The 19,287-nt window shown below is 73.2% G+C and carries 17 protein-coding genes; 8 read left to right on the forward strand and 9 right to left on the reverse strand.

Features of this window, described 5'->3' with window-relative positions; genetic code table 11:
- The first annotated feature begins 1 nt into the window (after position 1).
- Positions 2-649 carry an IclR family transcriptional regulator gene (locus AC0OO9_RS12505; RefSeq protein WP_421455390.1) on the forward strand — a complete coding sequence of 216 codons (648 nt, stop codon included), beginning with the start codon at positions 2-4 and terminating at the stop codon, positions 647-649.
- 145 nt (positions 650-794) lie between these two features.
- Positions 795-1,874 carry a hypothetical protein gene (locus tag AC0OO9_RS12510; protein ID WP_484517356.1) on the forward strand — a complete coding sequence of 360 codons (1,080 nt, stop codon included), beginning with the start codon at positions 795-797 and terminating at the stop codon, positions 1,872-1,874.
- A 98-nt stretch (positions 1,875-1,972) separates the two neighbouring features.
- On the opposite strand, the gene AC0OO9_RS12515 is transcribed toward AC0OO9_RS12510, so the two are convergent.
- The gene (locus tag AC0OO9_RS12515) at positions 1,973-3,661 is read right to left on the reverse strand and encodes a S8 family serine peptidase (protein ID WP_484517357.1); all 1,689 of its coding nucleotides are present in this window, start codon (positions 3,659-3,661) and stop codon (positions 1,973-1,975) included.
- A 133-nt stretch (positions 3,662-3,794) separates the two neighbouring features.
- A complete protein-coding gene (locus AC0OO9_RS12520) occupies positions 3,795-4,757 on the reverse strand; it encodes an EamA family transporter (RefSeq protein ID WP_484517358.1) in 963 nt (320 codons plus the stop codon).
- A 75-nt stretch (positions 4,758-4,832) separates the two neighbouring features.
- On the opposite strand from AC0OO9_RS12520, the gene AC0OO9_RS12525 reads away from it, so the two are divergent.
- The gene (locus tag AC0OO9_RS12525; protein WP_484517359.1) at positions 4,833-5,378 is read left to right on the forward strand and encodes a CGNR zinc finger domain-containing protein; all 546 of its coding nucleotides are present in this window, start codon (positions 4,833-4,835) and stop codon (positions 5,376-5,378) included.
- A 286-nt stretch (positions 5,379-5,664) separates the two neighbouring features.
- On the opposite strand, the gene AC0OO9_RS12530 is transcribed toward AC0OO9_RS12525, so the two are convergent.
- On the reverse strand, positions 5,665-7,074 hold the full coding sequence (locus AC0OO9_RS12530; protein ID WP_484517360.1) for a class II fumarate hydratase: 1,410 nt from the start codon (positions 7,072-7,074) through the stop codon (positions 5,665-5,667).
- 46 nt (positions 7,075-7,120) lie between these two features.
- The gene (locus AC0OO9_RS12535; RefSeq protein ID WP_484517361.1) at positions 7,121-7,291 is read right to left on the reverse strand and encodes a hypothetical protein; all 171 of its coding nucleotides are present in this window, start codon (positions 7,289-7,291) and stop codon (positions 7,121-7,123) included.
- Between the two features lie 335 nt (positions 7,292-7,626).
- Between AC0OO9_RS12535 and AC0OO9_RS12540 the strand changes: the two genes are divergently transcribed.
- On the forward strand, positions 7,627-9,468 hold the full coding sequence (locus AC0OO9_RS12540) for a hypothetical protein (RefSeq protein ID WP_484517362.1): 1,842 nt from the start codon (positions 7,627-7,629) through the stop codon (positions 9,466-9,468).
- A 61-nt stretch (positions 9,469-9,529) separates the two neighbouring features.
- Here AC0OO9_RS12540 and AC0OO9_RS12545 read toward each other — a convergent pair whose 3' ends face one another.
- From AC0OO9_RS12545 to AC0OO9_RS12555, 3 genes are all read right to left on the reverse strand, one after another.
- The gene (locus tag AC0OO9_RS12545; RefSeq protein ID WP_132239915.1) at positions 9,530-11,197 is read right to left on the reverse strand and encodes a fumarate hydratase; all 1,668 of its coding nucleotides are present in this window, start codon (positions 11,195-11,197) and stop codon (positions 9,530-9,532) included.
- A gap of 67 nt (positions 11,198-11,264) precedes the next feature.
- Positions 11,265-12,689, reverse strand: a complete 1,425-nt coding sequence (locus tag AC0OO9_RS12550; protein ID WP_484517363.1) for an outer membrane protein assembly factor BamB family protein — start codon at positions 12,687-12,689, stop codon at positions 11,265-11,267.
- Positions 12,690-12,765: 76 nt separating this feature from the next.
- Positions 12,766-13,254, reverse strand: a complete 489-nt coding sequence (locus tag AC0OO9_RS12555) for an Lrp/AsnC family transcriptional regulator (RefSeq protein ID WP_132239914.1) — start codon at positions 13,252-13,254, stop codon at positions 12,766-12,768.
- 183 nt (positions 13,255-13,437) lie between these two features.
- Here AC0OO9_RS12555 and hppD point away from each other — a divergent pair, with 183 nt between their 5' ends.
- The 4 genes from hppD to hisC all read left to right on the forward strand — a co-directional run bounded on the left by hppD (position 13,438) and on the right by hisC (position 17,534).
- Positions 13,438-14,643 (forward strand): 4-hydroxyphenylpyruvate dioxygenase, encoded by a 1,206-nt coding sequence (gene hppD / locus AC0OO9_RS12560; protein ID WP_484517364.1) that lies wholly within the window; start codon positions 13,438-13,440, stop codon positions 14,641-14,643.
- Between the two features lie 113 nt (positions 14,644-14,756).
- Complete coding sequence (locus AC0OO9_RS12565) at positions 14,757-15,380, forward strand: RDD family protein (RefSeq protein ID WP_484517365.1); 624 nt, start codon at positions 14,757-14,759, stop codon at positions 15,378-15,380.
- 22 nt (positions 15,381-15,402) lie between these two features.
- Positions 15,403-16,434, forward strand: a complete 1,032-nt coding sequence (locus tag AC0OO9_RS12570) for an RDD family protein (RefSeq protein ID WP_484517366.1) — start codon at positions 15,403-15,405, stop codon at positions 16,432-16,434.
- On the forward strand, positions 16,431-17,534 hold the full coding sequence (gene hisC / locus AC0OO9_RS12575) for a histidinol-phosphate transaminase (RefSeq protein ID WP_484517367.1): 1,104 nt from the start codon (positions 16,431-16,433) through the stop codon (positions 17,532-17,534). The genes AC0OO9_RS12570 and hisC overlap by 4 nt, the downstream gene beginning before the upstream one ends.
- Before the next feature lie 49 nt (positions 17,535-17,583).
- Here hisC and AC0OO9_RS12580 read toward each other — a convergent pair whose 3' ends face one another.
- Together AC0OO9_RS12580 and AC0OO9_RS12585 are read right to left on the reverse strand one after the other, a co-directional pair.
- Complete coding sequence (locus AC0OO9_RS12580) at positions 17,584-18,678, reverse strand: hypothetical protein (protein WP_484517368.1); 1,095 nt, start codon at positions 18,676-18,678, stop codon at positions 17,584-17,586.
- 25 nt (positions 18,679-18,703) lie between these two features.
- Complete coding sequence (locus AC0OO9_RS12585) at positions 18,704-19,246, reverse strand: hypothetical protein (RefSeq protein ID WP_484517369.1); 543 nt, start codon at positions 19,244-19,246, stop codon at positions 18,704-18,706.
- Positions 19,247-19,287 lie beyond the last annotated feature (41 nt).

The following is a 19,287-nucleotide window of genomic DNA, read 5'->3' on the forward strand; positions in this document are numbered from 1 at the left end:
CGTGGAGACGACGGCGCGGGGCGGGGAGACGGCGCAGACGCTGGACCGGGGGCTGCGACTGCTGCACCTGGTCGCCGACGCGCCGGGCGGGCTGACCGTCACCGAGGCGGCGAACCGGTTGGGCGTCGGCCGGGCGGCGGTGTACCGGCTGGTCGGCGCGCTCGCCGCGCACGGCATGCTGCGCCGCGACGGCGAGGGCCGCCTGCGCCTCGGCGCCGGGGTGCTGCACCTGGCCCGGCGGGCCCAGCCGCTGCTCGCCGAGGGGGCGCTGCCCGCGTTGCGCCGCCTCGCGGAGCAGGCCGGCGCGACCGCCCACCTGACGGTGGTCGAGGGCGGCGAGGGGGTCGCGCTCGTCGTGGTCGAGCCGAGCTGGACGTCGTTCCACGTCGCGTACCGGACGGGGGCGCGGCACCCGCTGGAGCGCGGGGCGGCCGGGCGGGCCATCCTCGCCGGCCGGGCGGGCGCCGCCGGCCCGGTGAGCACCGCCGGGGAGCTGCAATCCGGGGCGTACGGGGTGGCCGCCCCGGTGCTCGGCGTGCCGGGCCTGGAGGCGAGCGTCGGGGTGGTGGCGCTGGCCCCGCTGGACGCCGAGGTGGTCGGCGCGCAGGTCCTCGCCGCCGCCACCGCCATCGCCACCGCCCTCTCCTGAGCCACCGCCCGTCCTCGGGCGTGGACGGGTGCTCTACCACATTCACGGACCGCCGTGCCGGTTGTCCACAGTCGGCGTTCCTCGGGGCTGCCCCGGTTGTCCACAGGGCTGTCGGGCGGGGCAGGACGGCGGGCACGCTGCCCACATGCCACCTCCACCGCACCGGCCCGGCGTACTGGCCTGGCAGGTCTTCCGCGGCTCAGACGCCATCCGACAGGGACTGGTCACCGAGCACCAACTGCGCAGCTCGGCCTGGCTGCGCCTGCGCCACGACGTCTACGCCGACGCCCGGCTGGACCGGGACCACGCCCTCGCCTGCCGGGCCGCCGCCCTGCGGCTGCCGCCCGAGGCGGTCGTCGCCGGCCCTTCGGCGGCCTACCTGCACGGCGTCGAGCACGCCGCCTCCTTCGCCGACGACGTGCACGTCCTCGTCCCCAGGGCGATGCGCCTCGGCCCGCAGCGGGGCCTGCGCGTGCACTCCATGGGCCCGGCCACGTCACCGTCGTACGCGTCCGCCCGGTCCCGTTCGACGGACGGCGGTCCGGGCGCGACGGTCGGCCCGCCCGCTGGAAGCCTGGGCACGGCGGTCCGCGCGCCCGACGGCAGCCTGAGTACGGCGGTCCGTCAGCGCACGGGCGGCCGGCGCACCGCGGTCCTCCCGTCCCCGGGCGGCCTGCGGGTGGCGGACCTGCGGACCGCCGGCGTGCCGGTCGCCACGGATCCGACCTCGGCGGCGTGGGAGACGGCGGTCTGGTTGGAGCCGCTCCGTGCGGTCGGCATCGTCGACTCGCTGCTCCGGCAGGGGTCGACCAGCCGCGAGGCCCTCGCCGACGTCGCCGACCGCAACGCCGACCGGCCCGGCGGCCGCCGGGCGCGCTGGGTGTTCGGATTGGCGGATCCGGGCGCCCGGTCGCCGGCCGAGTCCGAGCTGCGGGTGCGGCTGGTGCTGTCCGGGCTGCCGTGCCCCACCGCCCGGCACCCCGTCCGGGTCGCCTCCGGGCTGGTGCTGCACGCCGACCTGGCGTGGCCGGCGTACCGCGTCGCCGTCGCCCAGGACGGGCAGCACGCCGAGGCCGGCGGCGGGCACCTCGACCGGATCGCCACCACACTGGTCGGTGCCGGCTGGCTCGTGCTGCCCGTGACCGGCAGGCGACTGCGTCAGGACTTCCCCGGGGTCCTGCGCGAGGTTCGCGCCGCGCTCGGGGCCCGGGGCTGGCGCCAGTGACCGGGGCGCTCCCGCCACCATCCGGCGGGTCGGCCGTCCACCGCCGGACATGCGAGGGGCCCGGCCGAACGAGTCGGCCGGGCCCCTGCCGTCCTGCCCTACGGGCGGGCGTTGGGCTTGAGCGGGGTCTTCACCGCCGCGTACGCGTCGACGATGCCGTAACCGTAGAAGCCGTTGAAGTTCAGCCCTCCGGCGCAGTAGGCGTCGAACTCGGCGTCCCGGCCCTCGTTGGCGTACGACTGCAGGCGCGGCTCCGGGCAGGCGTGCTCGGCCGCCGTCCGGTAGAGGTGCTGCTCCACCAGCTTCGGCGCCATGCCGAAGCCGCCGTGCCGCTCCTTCTTGCCGTGCTTGCTGACGATCAGCGCGGCGACGCCGGAGGCGTGCGGGGCCGCCATGGAGGTGCCCTGCAGGTAGGTGTAGTATCCGCACTCACCGTTGGCCTTGCACTGCTTGAAGACCGTCTCCTCGAACCCGGCGACGATGTTGCCGTTCGCGTCGACCGAGCCCTCCTCCTGGAGCACCTTCTTCGGGTACGTCGAGAGGATCATGTTGGCGTCGGTGCGGAAGGTGTCCGTGCCGAAGCCGTCACGGAACCAGCCGCCGGGGGCTGCCACGGCGGTCTGCTCGGTGCCGTAGTTCGAGAAGTCCGACTTCTTGCCCGACGGCCCGACCGCCGACACGCTGATCACGTTGGGGCCCTCGGTGGGCAGGTCCCAGCAGCTGTCGTTGTCGATCTCGCGCGGGTAGGGAGCGGTGTCGCCGTAGTCCGGGCTCGACACGTCGGTGCGCGGGGCGCCCAGGTCCTCGTGGTTGTTGCCCAGCGCGCCGACCAGCGTGACACCCCGGTCGTGGGCGAAGTTCAGCGCCCGCTTCATGGCCTTGATGGTGGCCCGCTGCTCGGCCTGGTCCTCCGGGGAGTCGGCCGGGTTGGCGGTGCAGTTGTAGAGCCAGGGGTCGACGTAGAAGGACATGTTGACCACGTCCAGGCCGACCTTGCCGGCGTGCAGCAGGCTGTTGACCACCGGCTCCAGGAAGAAGTAGCCGGAGTCCTGGCCGCCCTTGAGCTCGACCAGGGAGATGTTCGGGGCGACGCCGGAGAGGCCGAAGCCGTTGGCGGCGGCGCCGATCGTGCCGGCCACGTGGGTGCCGTGCCCGCCGTCGTCGGTGCCGACCGGGTCGAGGCAGCTCGCCACCTCGCACGGGCCGTCGACGTCCACCATGTCCGGGGCGAAGTTGCGGGACAGCGCCCAGTTGAAGTTCGGCGCGATGTCGGGGTTGCTGGCGTCGACGCCGGTGTCCAGCACGCCGACGGTGACCCGGCGGTCGCCCGGCTCGACCTTGCGGGCCTGGTCCGCCCGGATCATCTCCAGGCCCCAGAGCCTGTCGTCCAGCGGATCCATCTTCTTGCCACGCTTGGCACCCGCGCCCTTGGCCGCGGCGGCGGCCAGCAGGTGCTCCTGCTCGACCCGGTCCAGCTTGGGCTTGCGGCCGATGGCCTTCTGCTCGGTGGCGCCGATCAGCGCCGTCGCGGCGGTGGCCTTCGCCGCGAAGTCGGCCCGGTCGCTGGTCACCCGGAACATGCCGACGTCGTCGGAGCGGGAGACCACCGTGCCGCCGGCCGACCGGATGGCGGCGATCGCGGCGTCCGCCGAGACGCCGTCCTCGGCGACGACGGTGAAGGTACGGGCACTGCTCGGCTCGGCGCTGGCCGGCACGCTCATGCCTGTCACCGCAAGTGCCAGCGCCGTCGCGGACGCGACGGCACCGGCGGTGAAGCGCTTGCTCACCACATCGGATCCTCTCGTTGAGGGACGTGGCAGCCATCAGACAACACCGCGGCACTTTCCGCCATAGCAACGTCGGCTATCGCGCGAATCTGGCTTTCGTCCGTGGTGGGCGCCGTCGGACGGCGTGTGCGAGTCACGGCAGGGCGGGCTCGGCGACCTGCGGCCGGGGGTCGTCGGCACGGGGAGCGCGCAGCTCGTCGACGCGTACCAGGGCGACACCGGCGACGATCAGAGCGCCGCCGAGCAGTTGCACCACGGTGGGCAGTTCACCCAGCACCAGCCAGGCGATCAGCACGGCGAACATCACCTCGGTCAGCCCGACGAACGACGACAGCCGGGCGCCGAGGATCCGGGTGCCGGCGATCCCGGCGAGGTACGCGACGACGGCGGCGACCAGCGACAGGCCGACCACCGGCACCAGCCAACTGGTGCGCTGCCCGGCGAAGGTGACGTCGCCGAGGGACACCCGCAGCGGCAGCGCGCCGACGGCGCCGAGCAGCAGCAGGACGGCGGCCCCGACGGCCATGCCGCCGCTGGCCATGGCCACCGAGGGCAGCTCCTCGTCGACCCGCCCGGCGAGCACGAAGTAGCCGGCGAGGCCGACCGCCGCCCCCAGCCCCCAGAGCACGCCCACCGGATCGAGCCCGCCCGCGCCGGTCAGGTCCAGGACGAAGAACAGCCCGGCAAGGGCCGCCACGGAGCCGACGACGGTCAGCCGGCGGGGACGCTGCCGGTGGACCAGCCACATCCAGCCCACCACCAGGACGATCCCGAGGTACTCCAGCAGCAGCGCGACGCCGACCGGCAGGTAGCGGACCGCGTTGAAGAAGCAGACCTGGGCCGTGGCGACCCCGAGCAGCCCGAACACGCCGATCGCGGCGAGGTTGCGGCGCAGGACGCCCCACCTGCCGCGCAGGGACAGCACGGCCGGGACCGCCACGACCAGCGCGGCGACGCCGACCCGGGCGGCCACGGCGGCTTCGGCCGACCAGCCGGCGTCGATGAGGGACCGGGCGAACGTGCCGGACGTGGCGAAGGTGACGGCGGAGAGCAGGGCGAGGCCGAGACCGAGCCCGGCGGCAGGTGGTTGACGCATCGATCCACTCCCACTGTCATCAGTAAAATGCCACTATGCTCATGACGCTAGGCGGGCACCACGACAGGAGTCAAGTTGCTCTTCACCCATGACACGGAATGCTCCCTGACTGCCGTGGCCGCGCTGGTCAACACCGACGGCCGCGCCGGTGAGGGCCTGCCCGACGTCGCCGCCCTGGACGCGTTCTTCGTCGCCCACACCTACAGCGGACGGCACGAGCACAGCGAGGACGAACTGCGGGCGGTACGCGACCTCCGGCCCCGGCTGCGCCGCGTCTGGTACGCCGACACCGAGGGGATCGTCGCCATCGTCAACGGGCTGCTGCGCGAGAACGACGCGCTGCCCCAGCTCATCACGCACGACGACGAGCCGTACCACATCCACGCCGTGCCGCGTGACGCGCCGCTGGCGACCCGGATGGCCGTCGAGGCCGCGATGGCGCTGGCGGATCTCGTACGCACCGGCGAGCTGCGCCGGCTGCGGATCTGCGACCACCCGGACTGCGAGAACGTGCTGGTCGACCTGTCGAAGAACCGGTCCCGCCGGTTCTGCGACGCGGGCTGCGGCAACCGGGCCGCCGTCACCGCCTACCGCGCCCGCAAGACCGCCGGCCGGCACTGAACCGACCACACACACCGCCGGCACTGAGCCCCTTGCATGCGCCAGCCGGCACTGAGCCCCCGGCGCCCACCGGAAGTGGTTCCAGCCCTGTCGAGCTGCCCCATCTGTGCGACCGTGCGGACCCGGCGCCACTGGCCGGTGCGGACACCGACCGTCGCGCGTCACCGAGGCGCAGGACGGCCAGGCCCGAGCCGAGCCAGGCCGAGCCGAGCCAGGCCGAGCCGAGCCAGGCCGAGCCGAGCCAGGCCGAGCCGAGCCAGGCCGAGCCAGGTCCAGTCGAGCCAGGTTAGGGGTGGGTCATCCGGAGCAGGTCGAGTGCCTCGTCGAGCTGGGTCTCGCTCAGCTTGCCCGAGTCGACGTGCCCCCGGGAGACGACCACCTCGCGGATCGAGACCTGCTTGGCCAGCGCCTCCTTGGCGATGGAGGCGGCCTCGTCGTACCCGAGGTAGCGGTTGAGCGGGGTGACGATCGAGGGCGAGCCCTCCGCGTACGCCAGGCAGACCTCGGCGTCCGCGACCAGGCCGACCACCAGTCGGTCGGCGAAGAGCCGGCTCGACGCGGCGAGCAGGCGGACCGACTCCAGCAGGTTGCGGCCCATCACGGGGAGCATGACGTTCAGCTCGAAGTCGCCCTGGGAGCCGGCGAACCCGACGGCGGCGTCGTTGCCGATCACCTGGGCACAGACCTGCCGCACCGCCTCGGCAACCACCGGGTTGACCTTGCCCGGCATGATCGACGAGCCGGGCTGGAGGTCGGGGATGCGCAGCTCGCGCAGGCCGGCGCGGGGGCCGGAGCCCATCCAGCGGATGTCGTTGGCGATCTTGTAGAGACCGACGGCGACCGTACGCAGCTGCCCGGAGGTCTCCACCAGCGCGTCCCGGGCGCCCTGCGCCTCGAAGTGGTTGCGTGCCTCGGCCAGCGGCAGCCCGGTCGAGCCACGCAGCTTCTCGATGACCTTCGCCGCGAAGCCGAACGGCGTGTTGATGCCGGTGCCCACCGCCGTGCCGCCCAGCGGCAGCTCGGCCAGCCGGGGCAGCGCCCCCTCCAGCCGCTCGATGCCGTAGCGGATCTGGGCGGCGTACCCGCCGAACTCCTGCCCGAGGGTGACCGGGGTGGCGTCCATCAGGTGCGTACGCCCGGCCTTCACCACGGTCTCGAACTCCGCCGCCTTGCCCTCCAGCGCCTCCGCCAGGTGGGCCAGCGCGGGCAGCAGGTCCCGCGCGACCGCCTCGGTGGCGGCCAGGTGGATCGAGGACGGGAAGACGTCGTTGCTGGACTGCGAGGCGTTCACGTCGTCGTTCGGGTGCACGCCCCGGCCCAGCTCCCGGCTGGCCAGCGTGGCGATGACCTCGTTGGTGTTCATGTTCGACGACGTGCCGGAACCGGTCTGAAACACGTCGATCGGGAACTGGTCGTCGTAGCCGCCGTCGGCCACGTGCGCGGCGGCGGCGGCGATGGCCGCGGCCACGTTCGCGTCGATCACGCCCAACTCGCCGTTGACCTCGGCCGCCGCCCCCTTGATCTGGGCCAGCGCCCGGATCTGGGCCGGCTCGATGCCCCGGCCGGAGATCGGGAAGTTCTGCACCGCGCGCTGGGTCTGCGCCCGCCACAGCGCCTCGGCGGGCACCTCCACCTCGCCCATCGAGTCGCGTTCGATCCGGTAACCCGTCGCCTCTGGAGTCGTCACGCGTACCATCCTGCCGCGCCGCGCGCCGACGTGCAGATGATCGCGGCGAGCCGGGTCAGCGCAGCTCGGCCAGCAGCCGGGAAACCTCGTGCCGCTCCGGCACCTCCAGCTGCCGGAACAACGCGAGCGCCCGGGTCCAGTGCGACCAGGTCGCAGCCGGGTCGTCCGCCCGCCTCCCGATGCAGGGCGGCGGCCTCGTGGGCTGCCCCGCCCGGCGTTCCAGCACGCCGATCAGGGTGTACGTCGCTCCTCCCAGACGGCGTCGATCAGCTCGTCTCCGAACCGCATCTGCCCCCTCGCCCGATCCGGCGCAACTTACACAGGGTAGCCCGGCGGTCACGGATCGCGAGGCGGAGCCGATAGCGATCCGATAGCGGATCGACAGCCCTCGCGTCGACACTTGTCAGCGGGTTGCCTTCGAGGGCAACCGACGGGGGCGGTGCGCCCGCCTACTCCTCAGGGGCGGGCGCATCGACGTCGCTCGAAAGTGGAGCGCGTTCCCCGTGGTCACCCACCTAGGATCGTGGGATCGGCTCCACTCCCATCGGAGGGTCTTTCACCTTGCACGAAGAACGGGGTTCCACCGGCGTGCCCGCCGTACGCCGCACGCGCGCTCCGCGCCGGCTCCTGGCCACCGGCCTCGCCGCCCTGCTCACCGCCACCAGCGTCCTGGTCGTGACCGCCGCGCCGGCAACCGCCGGGCCGAGCCGGTTCATCCTGCCGACCAGCGGCAGTTGGACCGACGCCCGCCAGCCGTCGACCGCCTCGGTGGAGACCGACGGCACCGTGCCGGTCGGCACCTGGAAGTCCGGCGACGACAAACACACCTCGCGGGCCTACTTCACCTACAACCTCTCTCCGTTCCAGGGCAAGCGCATCATCCGTGCCCTCGGTGTCACCGAGGAGACGGCGGTCAACGACTGCTCGAAGCCACGCGAGATCGAGCTGTGGCGCACCGACGTACCGACCAGCGCACCGACCTGGGAGACGTCACCCACAGTCCGAGAGAAGATCGCTGACATCGCGCCGACCGCTCCTTGCCAGGGGCAGCTGGAAGTGCTGCTCACCGAGGCGGTGCAGCAGGCGGTCGAGGCCGGGCAGACCTCGATCACCTTCATGATGCGGATCGCCGGAGACCACGAGAGCAAGCTGCCCTACGGCCGCTGGATCAGGGAACTCGGCATCTCCATCGAGGCGAACACGCCGCCGGACGTACCGACCGAGCTGGGAATCAACGGGTACCCCTACGCCTGTGAGTTGCAGATCGGCACGACCACGCCGTACCTGGCGGCGAAGGTCACCGACCCGGACGCGGCACCGTCGAACGTCGAGCCGGTGACCGCCACCTTCGCCTGGTGGCCGGTGGACGACCCCACCATGCGGACCGAGTGGACATCCCTGGCCAAGGCCGCCGGGTCGATCTTCCGGTACGACGTTCCGGCCGGTCTGATGGCCGACGGGAGGTACGCCTTCGCCGTCCGCGCCACGGACGGGGTCGGCAACACCTCCGCCTGGTCGGCGGAGTGCCGGTTCACCGTCGACACCACCAGCCCCGCCCAGCCGACGGTCAGCTCCACGGACTACCCGGCCGACGACGGCTGGTACGGCGGTCCCGGCATCCCGGGCCAGTTCACCTTCTCGGCCGGCGGTGACACCGACGCGGTGAAGTTCCGCTACAGCCTGTCCGGGCAGCCGACGACCGAGGTGGCGGCCGACGCGCCGGGCGGCTCGGCGACCGTCACCATCACGCCGGACCGGGACGGGCCCAGGACGCTCACCGTCGAGGCGGTCGACCTCGCGGGCAACCGCTCCCCCGCCACGAGCTACGCGTTCCTGGTGCGCACCACCAGCCCGACGATCACCGACGCCAACCCGACGGCCGGGTACGGCCAGCCGCGCACCCTGACGTTCGCGCCCCGCATGGAGGACGTCGTCGAGTACACGTACCGGCTCGACGACGGGCCGGAGCAGACCGTGGCGGCGGCCGCCGACGGCACTGCCACGGTCACGATCACGCCGGCGAAGCCGGGCTACACCACCGTGTATGTGCGCAGCCGGACGGCCGGTGACCTGCCGTCCGGCGAGGGCAGCTACCGGTTCCACCTGGCGACCAAGCCCACGGTCAGCTCGGTCGAGTACCCGATCAACAAGTTCCAGGGGGCGGTCGCCGGCACGCCGGGGACGTTCGTCCTCCAGGCCGGCATGCCCGGGGTGACGGAGTTCGTCTACTCCTTCGACGGTCAGCCGGCGCAGACGGTCGCGGCGGGCGCCGACGGGTCGGCGTCCGTGGTCTACACCCCGACGACCTTCGGGATCCACCGGGTCACCGTCCACACGCGGACCGCCGACGGGACCGCGTCGGAGGCCTTCAGCGGCACGTTCTACGCCAGCCGGGCGAGCTGACGCACCGGAGACGACGAGGGGCGCCGGGCCACTGCCCGGCGCCCCTTCGCGTACGCGTGGATCAGCGGCGACCGACGGTCAGCACCGGCTTGGTGACCTCGGCGAAGAAGTCGTTGCCCTTGTCGTCGACCACGATGAAGGCCGGGAAGTCCTCGACCTCGATCTTCCAGACCGCCTCCATGCCCAGCTCCGCGTATTCGAGGACCTCGACGTGCTTGATGCAGTCCTGCGCGAGCCGGGCGGCCGGGCCGCCGATCGAGCCGAGGTAGAAGCCGCCGTGCTGCTGGCAGGAGCGGGTGACCTGGGCGGAACGGTTGCCCTTGGCGAGCATGACCTGTGAGCCGCCCGCGGCCTGGAACTTCTCCACGTACGCGTCCATCCGGCCGGCGGTGGTGGGGCCGAACGAGCCGGACGCGTAGCCCTCCGGGGTCTTGGCGGGGCCGGCGTAGTAGACGGCGTGGTCGCGCAGGTACTGCGGCATCGGCTCACCGGCGTCCAGCCGCTCGGCGATCTTGGCGTGCGCGATGTCGCGGGCCACCACGAGCGGGCCGGTCAGCGACAGCCGGGTCTTCACCGGGTACTTCGACAGCTCGGCGCGGATCTCGTCCATCGGCCGGTTGAGGTCGACGCGGACGACCTCGGACGCGTCGAGCGTCTCGTCGGTGACGTCGGGCAGGAAGCGCGCCGGGTCGGTCTCGAGCCGCTCCAGCCACACGCCCGACGGGGTGATCTTGGCGACCGCCTGCCGGTCGGCGGAGCAGGAGACGGCGATCGCCACCGGGCACGAGGCGCCGTGCCGGGGCAGCCTGACCACCCGCACGTCGTGGCAGAAGTAGCGCCCGCCGAACTGCGCGCCGATGCCGAAGTTGCGGGTCAGCTCCAGCACCTCCGCCTCCAGCTCCAGGTCCCGGAAGCCGTGCGCGCTCATCGAGCCGGAGGTGGGCAGCGCGTCGAGGTACTTGGCGCTGGCGTACTTGGCGGTCTTCAGCGCGTACTCGGCGGAGGTGCCGCCGATGACGATGGCGAGGTGGTACGGCGGGCAGGCGGCGGTGCCGATCAGCCGCAGCTTCTCCTCCAGGAACTGCATCATCCGCGTGGGGTTCAGCAGCGCCTTGGTCTCCTGGTAGAGGTACGACTTGTTCGCCGAGCCGCCACCCTTGGCCATGAAGAGGAACTTGTACGCGTCCGGCTGCCCGTCCGGGTCCTCCGCGTACAGCTCGACCTGGGCCGGCAGGTTGCTGCCGGTGTTGCGCTCCTCCCACATGGTCAGCGGGGCGAGCTGCGAGTAGCGCAGGTTGAGCCGGGTGTAGGCCTGGTAGACGCCGCGCGAGACGGCCTCGGCGTCGCTGCCGTCGGTGAGCACGTGCCGGCCGCGCTTGCCCATCACGATGGCGGTGCCGGTGTCCTGGCACATCGGCAGCACGCCGCCGGCCGCGATGTTGGCGTTGCGCAGCAGGTCGAGCGCGACGAACCGGTCGTTCGGCGAGGCCGCCGGATCGTCGATGATCGCCCGCAGCTGGGCCAGGTGCGCGGGGCGCAGGTAGTGCGCGATGTCGTGCATCGCCTCGGCGGTCAGCGCGGTGAGCGCGGTCGGCTCCACGGTGAGGAACCGGCGACCCCCCGGCCCGTTGACGACGTCGACGCCCTCGTCGGTGACCAGGCGGTATTCCGTCTGGTCCGGGCCGGTCGGCAGCAAGGGGGCGTACGAGAACGCGGCGGCACTGCTCATGAGCGGAAAGCCTAGGGCAGAAGGGTCGATCAGTCCCACCCGCCGGGTGGGTCCTGGGACGACGCTCTCACCCGGGGCAGAGCTCCCGCTTCGGGCCGCAGCTGTCCTCCGGCCCGGGTACGCCCGCCGTGCCGCCGGGACCGGGTACGCCGCCGTCGCGCGGCGGGACGGGGGCGCCCGGCACCCCGCCGAAGCGGACGTAGCCGATCTCCCGCCCCTCGCCGATGACCATGCCCCTCGGGCCGACCGCGAGGGCGTTCGCGGAGGTGCGCAGGCTCACCAGTTCCCGCCCGGTACGCGGGTCCAGCGCCACCAGCCGGGACGGCTTCTCGTCGGCGATCACGGCCGCGTACGGGGTGAGCGCCGCGCCGGCCTTCGGCCCGGTCGGACGGGTCCACCGGACGCGCCCGGCGCCCAACTCCCGGCCGACCACCGCGCGCTTGTCGGCCGGCCGGACCAGGGCGTACCGGTCGTCGACCGCGAGCAGCTTCTCCCCGGCGGAGGTGACCAGCAGCAGTCGCCCGTCGTAGCCGTCGAGGACCGCCTCGCGCGCGTCCGGGGCCACCCCGATCAGCACGTTGCGCGCGCCGTGCGGGTCCTCCCGCTGCACGCAGCCGGCGTTGTCGGCGGTCCGCAGGTTGATCCCGGCCCGCTGCCACGTCTCCTGGCCGGTCGCCGCGTCCCGGCCGGAGATGGCGAAGTAGCAGGTGCCGTCCTGGGAGCGGGCCGTGATCCGCAGCAGCCGGCCGCCGACCACCGACAGCCGTTCGTCCCGGCCGGGCTCGACGTCCTGGAGCACCCGCCCGGTGGCGGTGTCGAGGACGTGCACCCGGCCGTCGATGGGGAAGCCGAGCAGCGGCGGTACGGGCTCCGGGCCGGCCACCCCGTCGTCGATGCGGACGGCGTCGAGCCGGCGGGTGTCGAGCAGCCCCGGGTTGTCGCCGAGCAGCCCGCTGCGCACCCCGGGCACGAAGGCCGTCCAGAGCGGGGCGGTGCCGCGCGCGTCCCAGGCGCTCACCGTGCAGTCGGTGGCCTCGACGCAGCGGGCGTCGAGCAGCATGTTGCGGTACGTCCAGACGGCCACCGCGTCGCCGTTGCGCCGCCGGGTGACGCCGGTCGTCGGGTCCAGCACCTCGTAGCCCTTGACCAGCAGCTTGCCCACGACGACGACGGAGTCCCGGTCGCCGCCGGCCACCGCGGCCCAGTCGGCCTTGCGCTCCCACAGCTGGGCGCCGGTGGCCAGGCTGCGCGCCTCCACGCGGGTGCGCTGCTCGACCACGACGGTCTCGCCGGCGATGGTCACGCTGCGCGGGGTGCCGCCGACGCGCTGCTGCCAGACCACGTCCGGCTCGGAGATGGGCTGGCTCCGGTTCACCCAGTCCCACATCCCGGGGAACGGGTTCCACACTCCGGTCGCGGCGAGCGCGACGACGACGACGAGCGCGAGCAGCAGCCCGCCACGCCACCCCCCGAGGCCGCCCGCCTTCGCCACACGCACACGGTAGCGACGACCGCCGCGCCGCCGCCGTCCCGCGCCGCCGTGTCGCCCCCCTTTCTCGCGCGCCTGCTCAGCGCTGGGCGGCCGAGCGGATCAGGGGGAGGGTGCGGTAGGTGATCTGTTCGGCCAGGGCGATGATCGTCGAGGCGCGGCGGATGCCCTCGTACGAGACGATCTGGTCGATCACCCGCTGGAGGTCGGTGTTCGAGCGGGCCACGATCCGGCAGAGCAGGTCGCTGGAGCCGGTGATGGTGTGCGCCTCCAGCACCTCCGGGATCGCGGCCAGGTGCGCGGCGACCAGGTCGTGCCCGTCCCGCTGGCTGATCTCCAGGGTGACGAAGCTGGTCACCCCGAACCCGATCGCCGCCGGGGAGATCTCCGGCCCGAAGCCCGAGATGACGCCCCGCTCGACGAGCTTGTCCAGCCGGGCCTGCACCGTGCCCCGGGCGACCCCGAGGCGCCGGGAGCACTCCAGCACCCCGATCCGCGGTTCCTCGGCGAGCAGTTCGATCAACCGCGCGTCGAGGGCGTCGAGCTGTACACCCTGACCAGCACTCATGGCATATCACCCTACTGAATGCGCAACCTGACCAGGCTTGGGCACGACAGTTGCCCAGTGCGGCACTTCCCCGCGATCCTCGCCACAGCACCACCGCACCACAGAACCCACCGCACCACAGAACCACCGCACACGACCGACGGCGGCGGCCACGGGGCCGACCGGAACTTGAGGGAGACCGCGATGACCCAGGCGATCGACCGACCCCAGGCGACCGACGACGTCGACGTCGACGTGCTCGTCGGCGCCGTCGACCACGACATCAGCCGCGACCCGTTCCCGGTCAAGGGCCTCGACCACGTGCACTTCCTGGTGGGCAACGCCAAGCAGGCCGCGCACTACTACTCCACCGCGTTCGGCATGACCTGTGTGGCGTACCGGGGCCCTGAGCAGGGCTACCGGGACCACGCCCAGTACGTGCTGACCAGCGGCTCGGCGCGGTTCGTGCTGACCGGCGCGGTCCGCCCGGACGCCCCGGGCGCCGAGCACGTGACCAGGCACAGCGACGGCGTCTCCGACATCGCGCTGGAGGTGCCGGACGTCGACGCCGCGTACGCGCACGCGACCGCGCAGGGCGCCACCGGCGTGACCGAGCCCCACGACGTCAGCGACGAGCACGGCACCGTCCGGATGGCCTCCATCGCCGCGTACGGCGACACGGCGCACACGCTCGTCGACCGCTCCCGCTACACCGGCCCGTTCCTGCCCGGCTTCGTGGCCCGCAAGCCGATCGTGGACCGGCAGCCGATGATCGACGCCGGCCTCCAGCCGAAGCGCTTCTTCCAGGCCGTCGACCACGTGGTCGGCAACGTCGAGCTCGGCCGGATGGACGAGTGGGTCGAGTTCTACAAGCGCGTCATGGGCTTCTCGAACATGGCCGAGTTCATCGGCGACGACATCGCCACCGACTACTCGGCCCTGATGAGCAAGGTCGTCGCGAACGGCACCCGCAAGGTGAAGTTCCCGCTCAACGAGCCGGCGATCGCCCGCAAGAAGTCGCAGATCGACGAGTACCTGGAGTTCTACCGGGGCCCGGGCGCGCAGCACATCGCCGTGGCCACCAACGACATCCTGGCCAGCGTCGACGCCATGCGCGCCGCTGGCGTCGAGTTCCTCGACACCCCGGACTCGTACTACGACGACCCGGAGCTGCGCGCCCGGATCGGCCAGGTGCGGGTGCCGATCGAGGAGCTGAAGGCCCGCAAGATCCTGGTGGACCGGGACGAGGACGGCTACCTGCTCCAGATCTTCACCAAGCCGGTGCAGGACCGCCCGACGGTCTTCTTCGAGCTGATCGAGCGGCACGGCTCGCTCGGCTTCGGCAAGGGCAACTTCAAGGCGCTCTTCGAGGCCATCGAGCGGGAGCAGGAAGCGCGCGGCAACCTGTAACACTGACGAGCGTGACGCAGCCTCCGACGTACCCGACGCCGCCGGCCGGTGGGCCTCCGCCCGCCGCCGGCGGCTTCGCGCCGCCTTCCGGTCCCTCCAGTCAGGGGTACGCGGTGCCACCGCAACACGCCCCGCCCGGTCAGGTCCCGCCCCCGGGCTGGACGCCGCCGCCCCCGGGCTGGGCCGGGCCGCCCCGTCCGGCCCCGGCGCTCGGGCCGGGCGGCCAGCCACTCGCCAGCTTCGGGGACCGGCTGCTCGCCGCGCTGATCGACGTCGCGCTGAGCACGGCGGTGGCGATGGTCCTCTTCCTGCCGCCGTTCCTGATCCTGATCTGGAACATGATGGACGACCTGACCCGGACCAACCCGGACGGCACCCTCGCCGATCCCGACCCCGCGTCGTTCCTGACCGACGTCATGCTGCCGATCCTGCTGCTCGAACTGGGCCTGATCGTGGTCATGCTCGGGCTCTACTGGCTCTACCACGTGGAGTACATGAAGCGCACCGGGCAGACGTACGGCAAGAAGGTGATGAAGCTGCGGGTCGTGCCGCTCGACCCGGCCGCCACGCTGGACCGGCGGATCGCCGGCAAGCGGTACGCCGTGCAGTACGTCGCCGCCATGTTCCTGCCCGGCCTCAGCTACCTCGACGGGCTCTGGCAGTTGTGGGACAAGCCCTGGCAGCAGTGCCTCCACGACAAGTTCGCCGGCACCGTCGTCGTTAAGGTGTCTGCGTGAGCGAGCGCAGCGAGGCCAGGCCATGAGTGTCGGACCGGGATGGTACGTCGACCCGGCTGATCCGGAGACCCGACGTTACTGGGACGGCGAGGGCTGGATCGGCGCACCGATCCCCGTCGACGCCACCCCGCCCGAGGGGCCGCCGCCGGCCGAGCCGCCACCCGCACCCGCCCCGACGTCACCCGCCGCCCCGGCGCCCGCGTCGGGCGCCCCCACGGGCGGGCACCCCTTCCCAGGGCAGCCACACCCCGGGCAGCCGCACCCGGGACAGGCACACCCGGGGCAGCCGCAGCCGGGGCAGCCCTATCCCTGGCAGCCGCCGCAGGGGCCCGGCCAACCGCAGGGCCCGCCGCCCGGCTGGCCGCCCGGTGGCTGGCCCGGACGGCCGCCGGAGCCGCGCCCGCACGGGCTCCCGCTGGCCGGGTTCGGTGCCCGGCTGGTCGCCCGGCTGATCGACTTCATGGTCGTCTTCGCGCTGAACGCCGTGGTGAACGGCTGGTTCGTCTGGCGGCTGATCGAGGAAACCACGCCGTACTGGCGGGAGGTGTTCCGGCGGGCGATGGCGGGCGACAGCTCCACCGACAACCTGCCGCAGCCCAGCGAGCAGGCCGGCGGCCTCCAGGTCGTCATCCTGCTGATCGCCACCGCCCTCTGGCTCGCGTACGAGGTGCCGACGACGGCCTCGGGCGGGCAGACCTTCGGCAAGCGGCTGGTGGGCGTCAAGGTGCTGCCGGTGAGCGCGGACGAGCCGCTCGGCTTCGGCCGGGCGCTGCGCCGGTGGAACACCCTCGGCCTGCCCACCCTGCTCTGGTACTGCTGCGGCCTGGGCCTGCTGCTCCAGCTCGTCGACGCGCTCTCCCCGCTCTTCGACCACCCGCTGCGTCAGGCGCTGCACGACAAGCGGGCGCAGACCGTGGTGGTCCAGCTCCCCCGACGCGACCGCGGCACCACGGGCGGGCGCGCCGCCACCGACAAGCCCGCCACCGACGGGGACGCCGCCCCGAACGACCGCACCCCCGACGACCGCACCGACCCCTCGGGAGACACCCCATGACCGACCCCGGACGTCACCAGCCGGAGCTGCGGCTGACCCGCCCCGACCTGAACGCGCTGCCCAACTACGTGCCCGGCCGCAGCCCGGCCGACCTGGCCCGCGAGCTCGGCCTCCCCGAGGCGATCAAGCTGGCCAGCAACGAGGTGCCGTACGGGCCGCTGCCCGGCGTCGTAGAGGCCGTCGCCGGCGCCGCCGCCGGGGTGCACCGCTACCCGGACATGGGCGCGCTCGCGCTGCGCGAGGCGCTGGCCGAGCGGTACGGCGTGCACGTCGACCAGATCGCCACCGGCTGCGGGTCGGTGGCGCTGGCCGAGCACCTCGTCCGGGCCACCTGCCTGCCCGGCGACGAGTTCCTCTACGCGTGGCGCTCCTTCGAGGCGTACCCGATCATCGCGGCGACCAGCGGCGCGACAAGCGTGCGGGTGCCCAACGACGCCGGGCACGGGCACGACCTGGCGGCGATGGCGGCGGCGGTGACCGACCGGACCCGGCTGATCGTGGTCTGCAACCCGAACAACCCCACCGGGACGTCGGTGCGCCGGGCGGAGCTGGATCGGTTCCTGGACACGGTCGGCGAGGACGTGCTGGTCGTGATCGACGAGGCGTACCGGGAGTTCGTCACCGACCCGGACGTGCCGGACGGCCTCACCTACCTCGACCGGCCGAACGTGGTCGTGCTGCGCACGCTCTCCAAGGCCTGGGGCCTGGCCGGCCTGCGGATCGGCTTCCTGGTCGGCCAGCCGGCGGTGGCGGCGGCGATCCGCAAGGTGGTGACGCCGTTCTCCAGCAACATGGCCGCGCAGGCGGGCGCGCTCGCCGCGCTGGCCCAGGAAGACGAGGTACGGCGGCGGTGCGCCCTCGTGGTCAGCGAGCGCGACCGCGTCACGGAGGCGCTGCGCAAGCTCGTCGGCGACGTGCCGGACAGCCAGGCGAACTTCGTCTGGCTGCCGTTGGGCGACCGGGCGGTGGACTTCGGCAAGGCGTGCGAGGCGCGGGGCGTGATCGTCCGCCCGTTCGCGGGCGACGGGGTCCGGGTCACCATCGGCACCCCGGCCGAGAACGACGCCTTCCTGGCGGCGGCGGAGACCGCGCTGGCCTGAGCCAGGTGCCGGTCCGGTCCGCCATCCCCTCGCGGACCGGACCGGACTCTCAGGCGGCCTCCACCGGTTGCCGGATCCGGGCCCGGCGGCGATAGGCGTGGACCGCGAACAGCAGCAGGACCAGCCCCGAGGTGGCCAGCCCTCCGGTGAGCACCTGCCCGGAGCGGTCGACGGCGCTGGTGGCCGCCACCGGTACGGGCCCGAAGCTGACCCTGCCGGTGGCGGAACGCTTCGTCCAGCCGCTGGCCAGGTCGAGCTTCGCTCCCCAGGGTCCGTCCGGCAGCCGGCGGTCCAGGGCGACCCGGACGGTGCTGCTGCCGTCCAGCGCGAGGGTGCCTGCCTCCACCTTCACCGGTCCCGCCGAGAGCCCGCCGGGCCCCTCGGTGAGCCGCAGCTCGCCGGCCAGGTCGAGCGCCCGCCTGCCGGTGTTGCGGACCTGGGCGGTGAGGACGGGGGTGCCGTCCTTCTCCCGCTTGCCGGTCAGCGGGCCGATCTCGAAGCCGGAGGGCGGTTCCCCGCCCGGGCCGACGGAGAGGTAGACCCGGATCCCCGCCCGGCCGACGTTGCGCACGTTCTGCCCGTCCACGCCGGCGACCTCGGCCCAGATCACCGCGTACCGCTCCCCGGCCTCGGCCCTGCGAGGCACGGTGATGGTGACGAGGGCCTCCACCTCCTCGTCGGGGGCCAGCACCTCCTCCGCAGGGTCGACGTCGATCCAGCTGCTCAGCTCGTTCCCGGTGCGCTGCGGGGCGAGGACGAACCCCTTCTTCGTGACGTCGGCGGCGGCGGAGTAGAGGGCTACCGTCCGGCGGATCTCCGAGCTGTTCTGCACCATGATCCGCCTCTTGATCGTGGTGCCGGGGCGGACGTGGTCCACGATGTACCTGTGCGCCCGGGTGTCGTCGCGTCGCTCGACGGGGGCGTCGAGCAGGCGTATCCCGACCGTCGTCGACGGCGCATCCGGGCTCGGCTGCGCCGAAGGGCTGGCCGAGGGCCTGTGCGGGCCCTTCCGCCCCTCGGGCTCGACGGCCGGCACGTCCGCCTCGGGAACCTGCGGCTCGGCGACCGCTGGCGGGCGGCCGGCGGCAGCCGGCGAGGGCTGTGCGGCCGACGCCGGCGCCCCGGCCGTGACCAGGACGGTCACCGCCAGGGCGAGGGCGCGGGCCCGGTCATGCCACCGAATGGGTGATCACCCCCGTGTAGGTGCCGCCGACGGCGGTGGGCGGAACGGCGATCCGGATGTCGGGGGCCCAGCTCGCCGTGTTGTTGCCGCTGCCCGAGGTCTTCGAGAAGGCGGTGCGGGGGACGCTCAGCGTGACCGCGTCGGCCTGGGTGGGCTGCCCCGGCACGAACACGCCGGTGCCGGTGGTGTTGGTCGCCCCGCCGGACCAGTACTCCACCAGGCCCGGCGTGATGGTCTCCTCGGGCGTGCCGCCGCCGGTGGTGAAGGAGCTGGCCGACACCGTGACGGTCCAGGTGGCGTTCAGGGCGGCCCGGCTGTCGGTGACGGTGACGGTGCCGAGTTCGCCGGTGATGACGCCGCCGGAGAAGACGGAGCCGAGGTTGATCGAGGCGGGCACCGTGATGTTGAGGTCGGCGGTCGCGACGGTGAAGGTAACGATGGTGTCGCCGGTCGGCGCGGCCGCAGCGGGCGCCGCCATGGCCACCACGGCGGCCGCGGCGGCGGTCAGGGCAAGAAGTGGCTTCTTCATGAGACGCACGTTAAACGTCGCAACGGGAGCAGTGACGAAGA

The sequence above is a fragment of the Micromonospora sp. USAFONa4 genome (assembly GCF_057197825.1).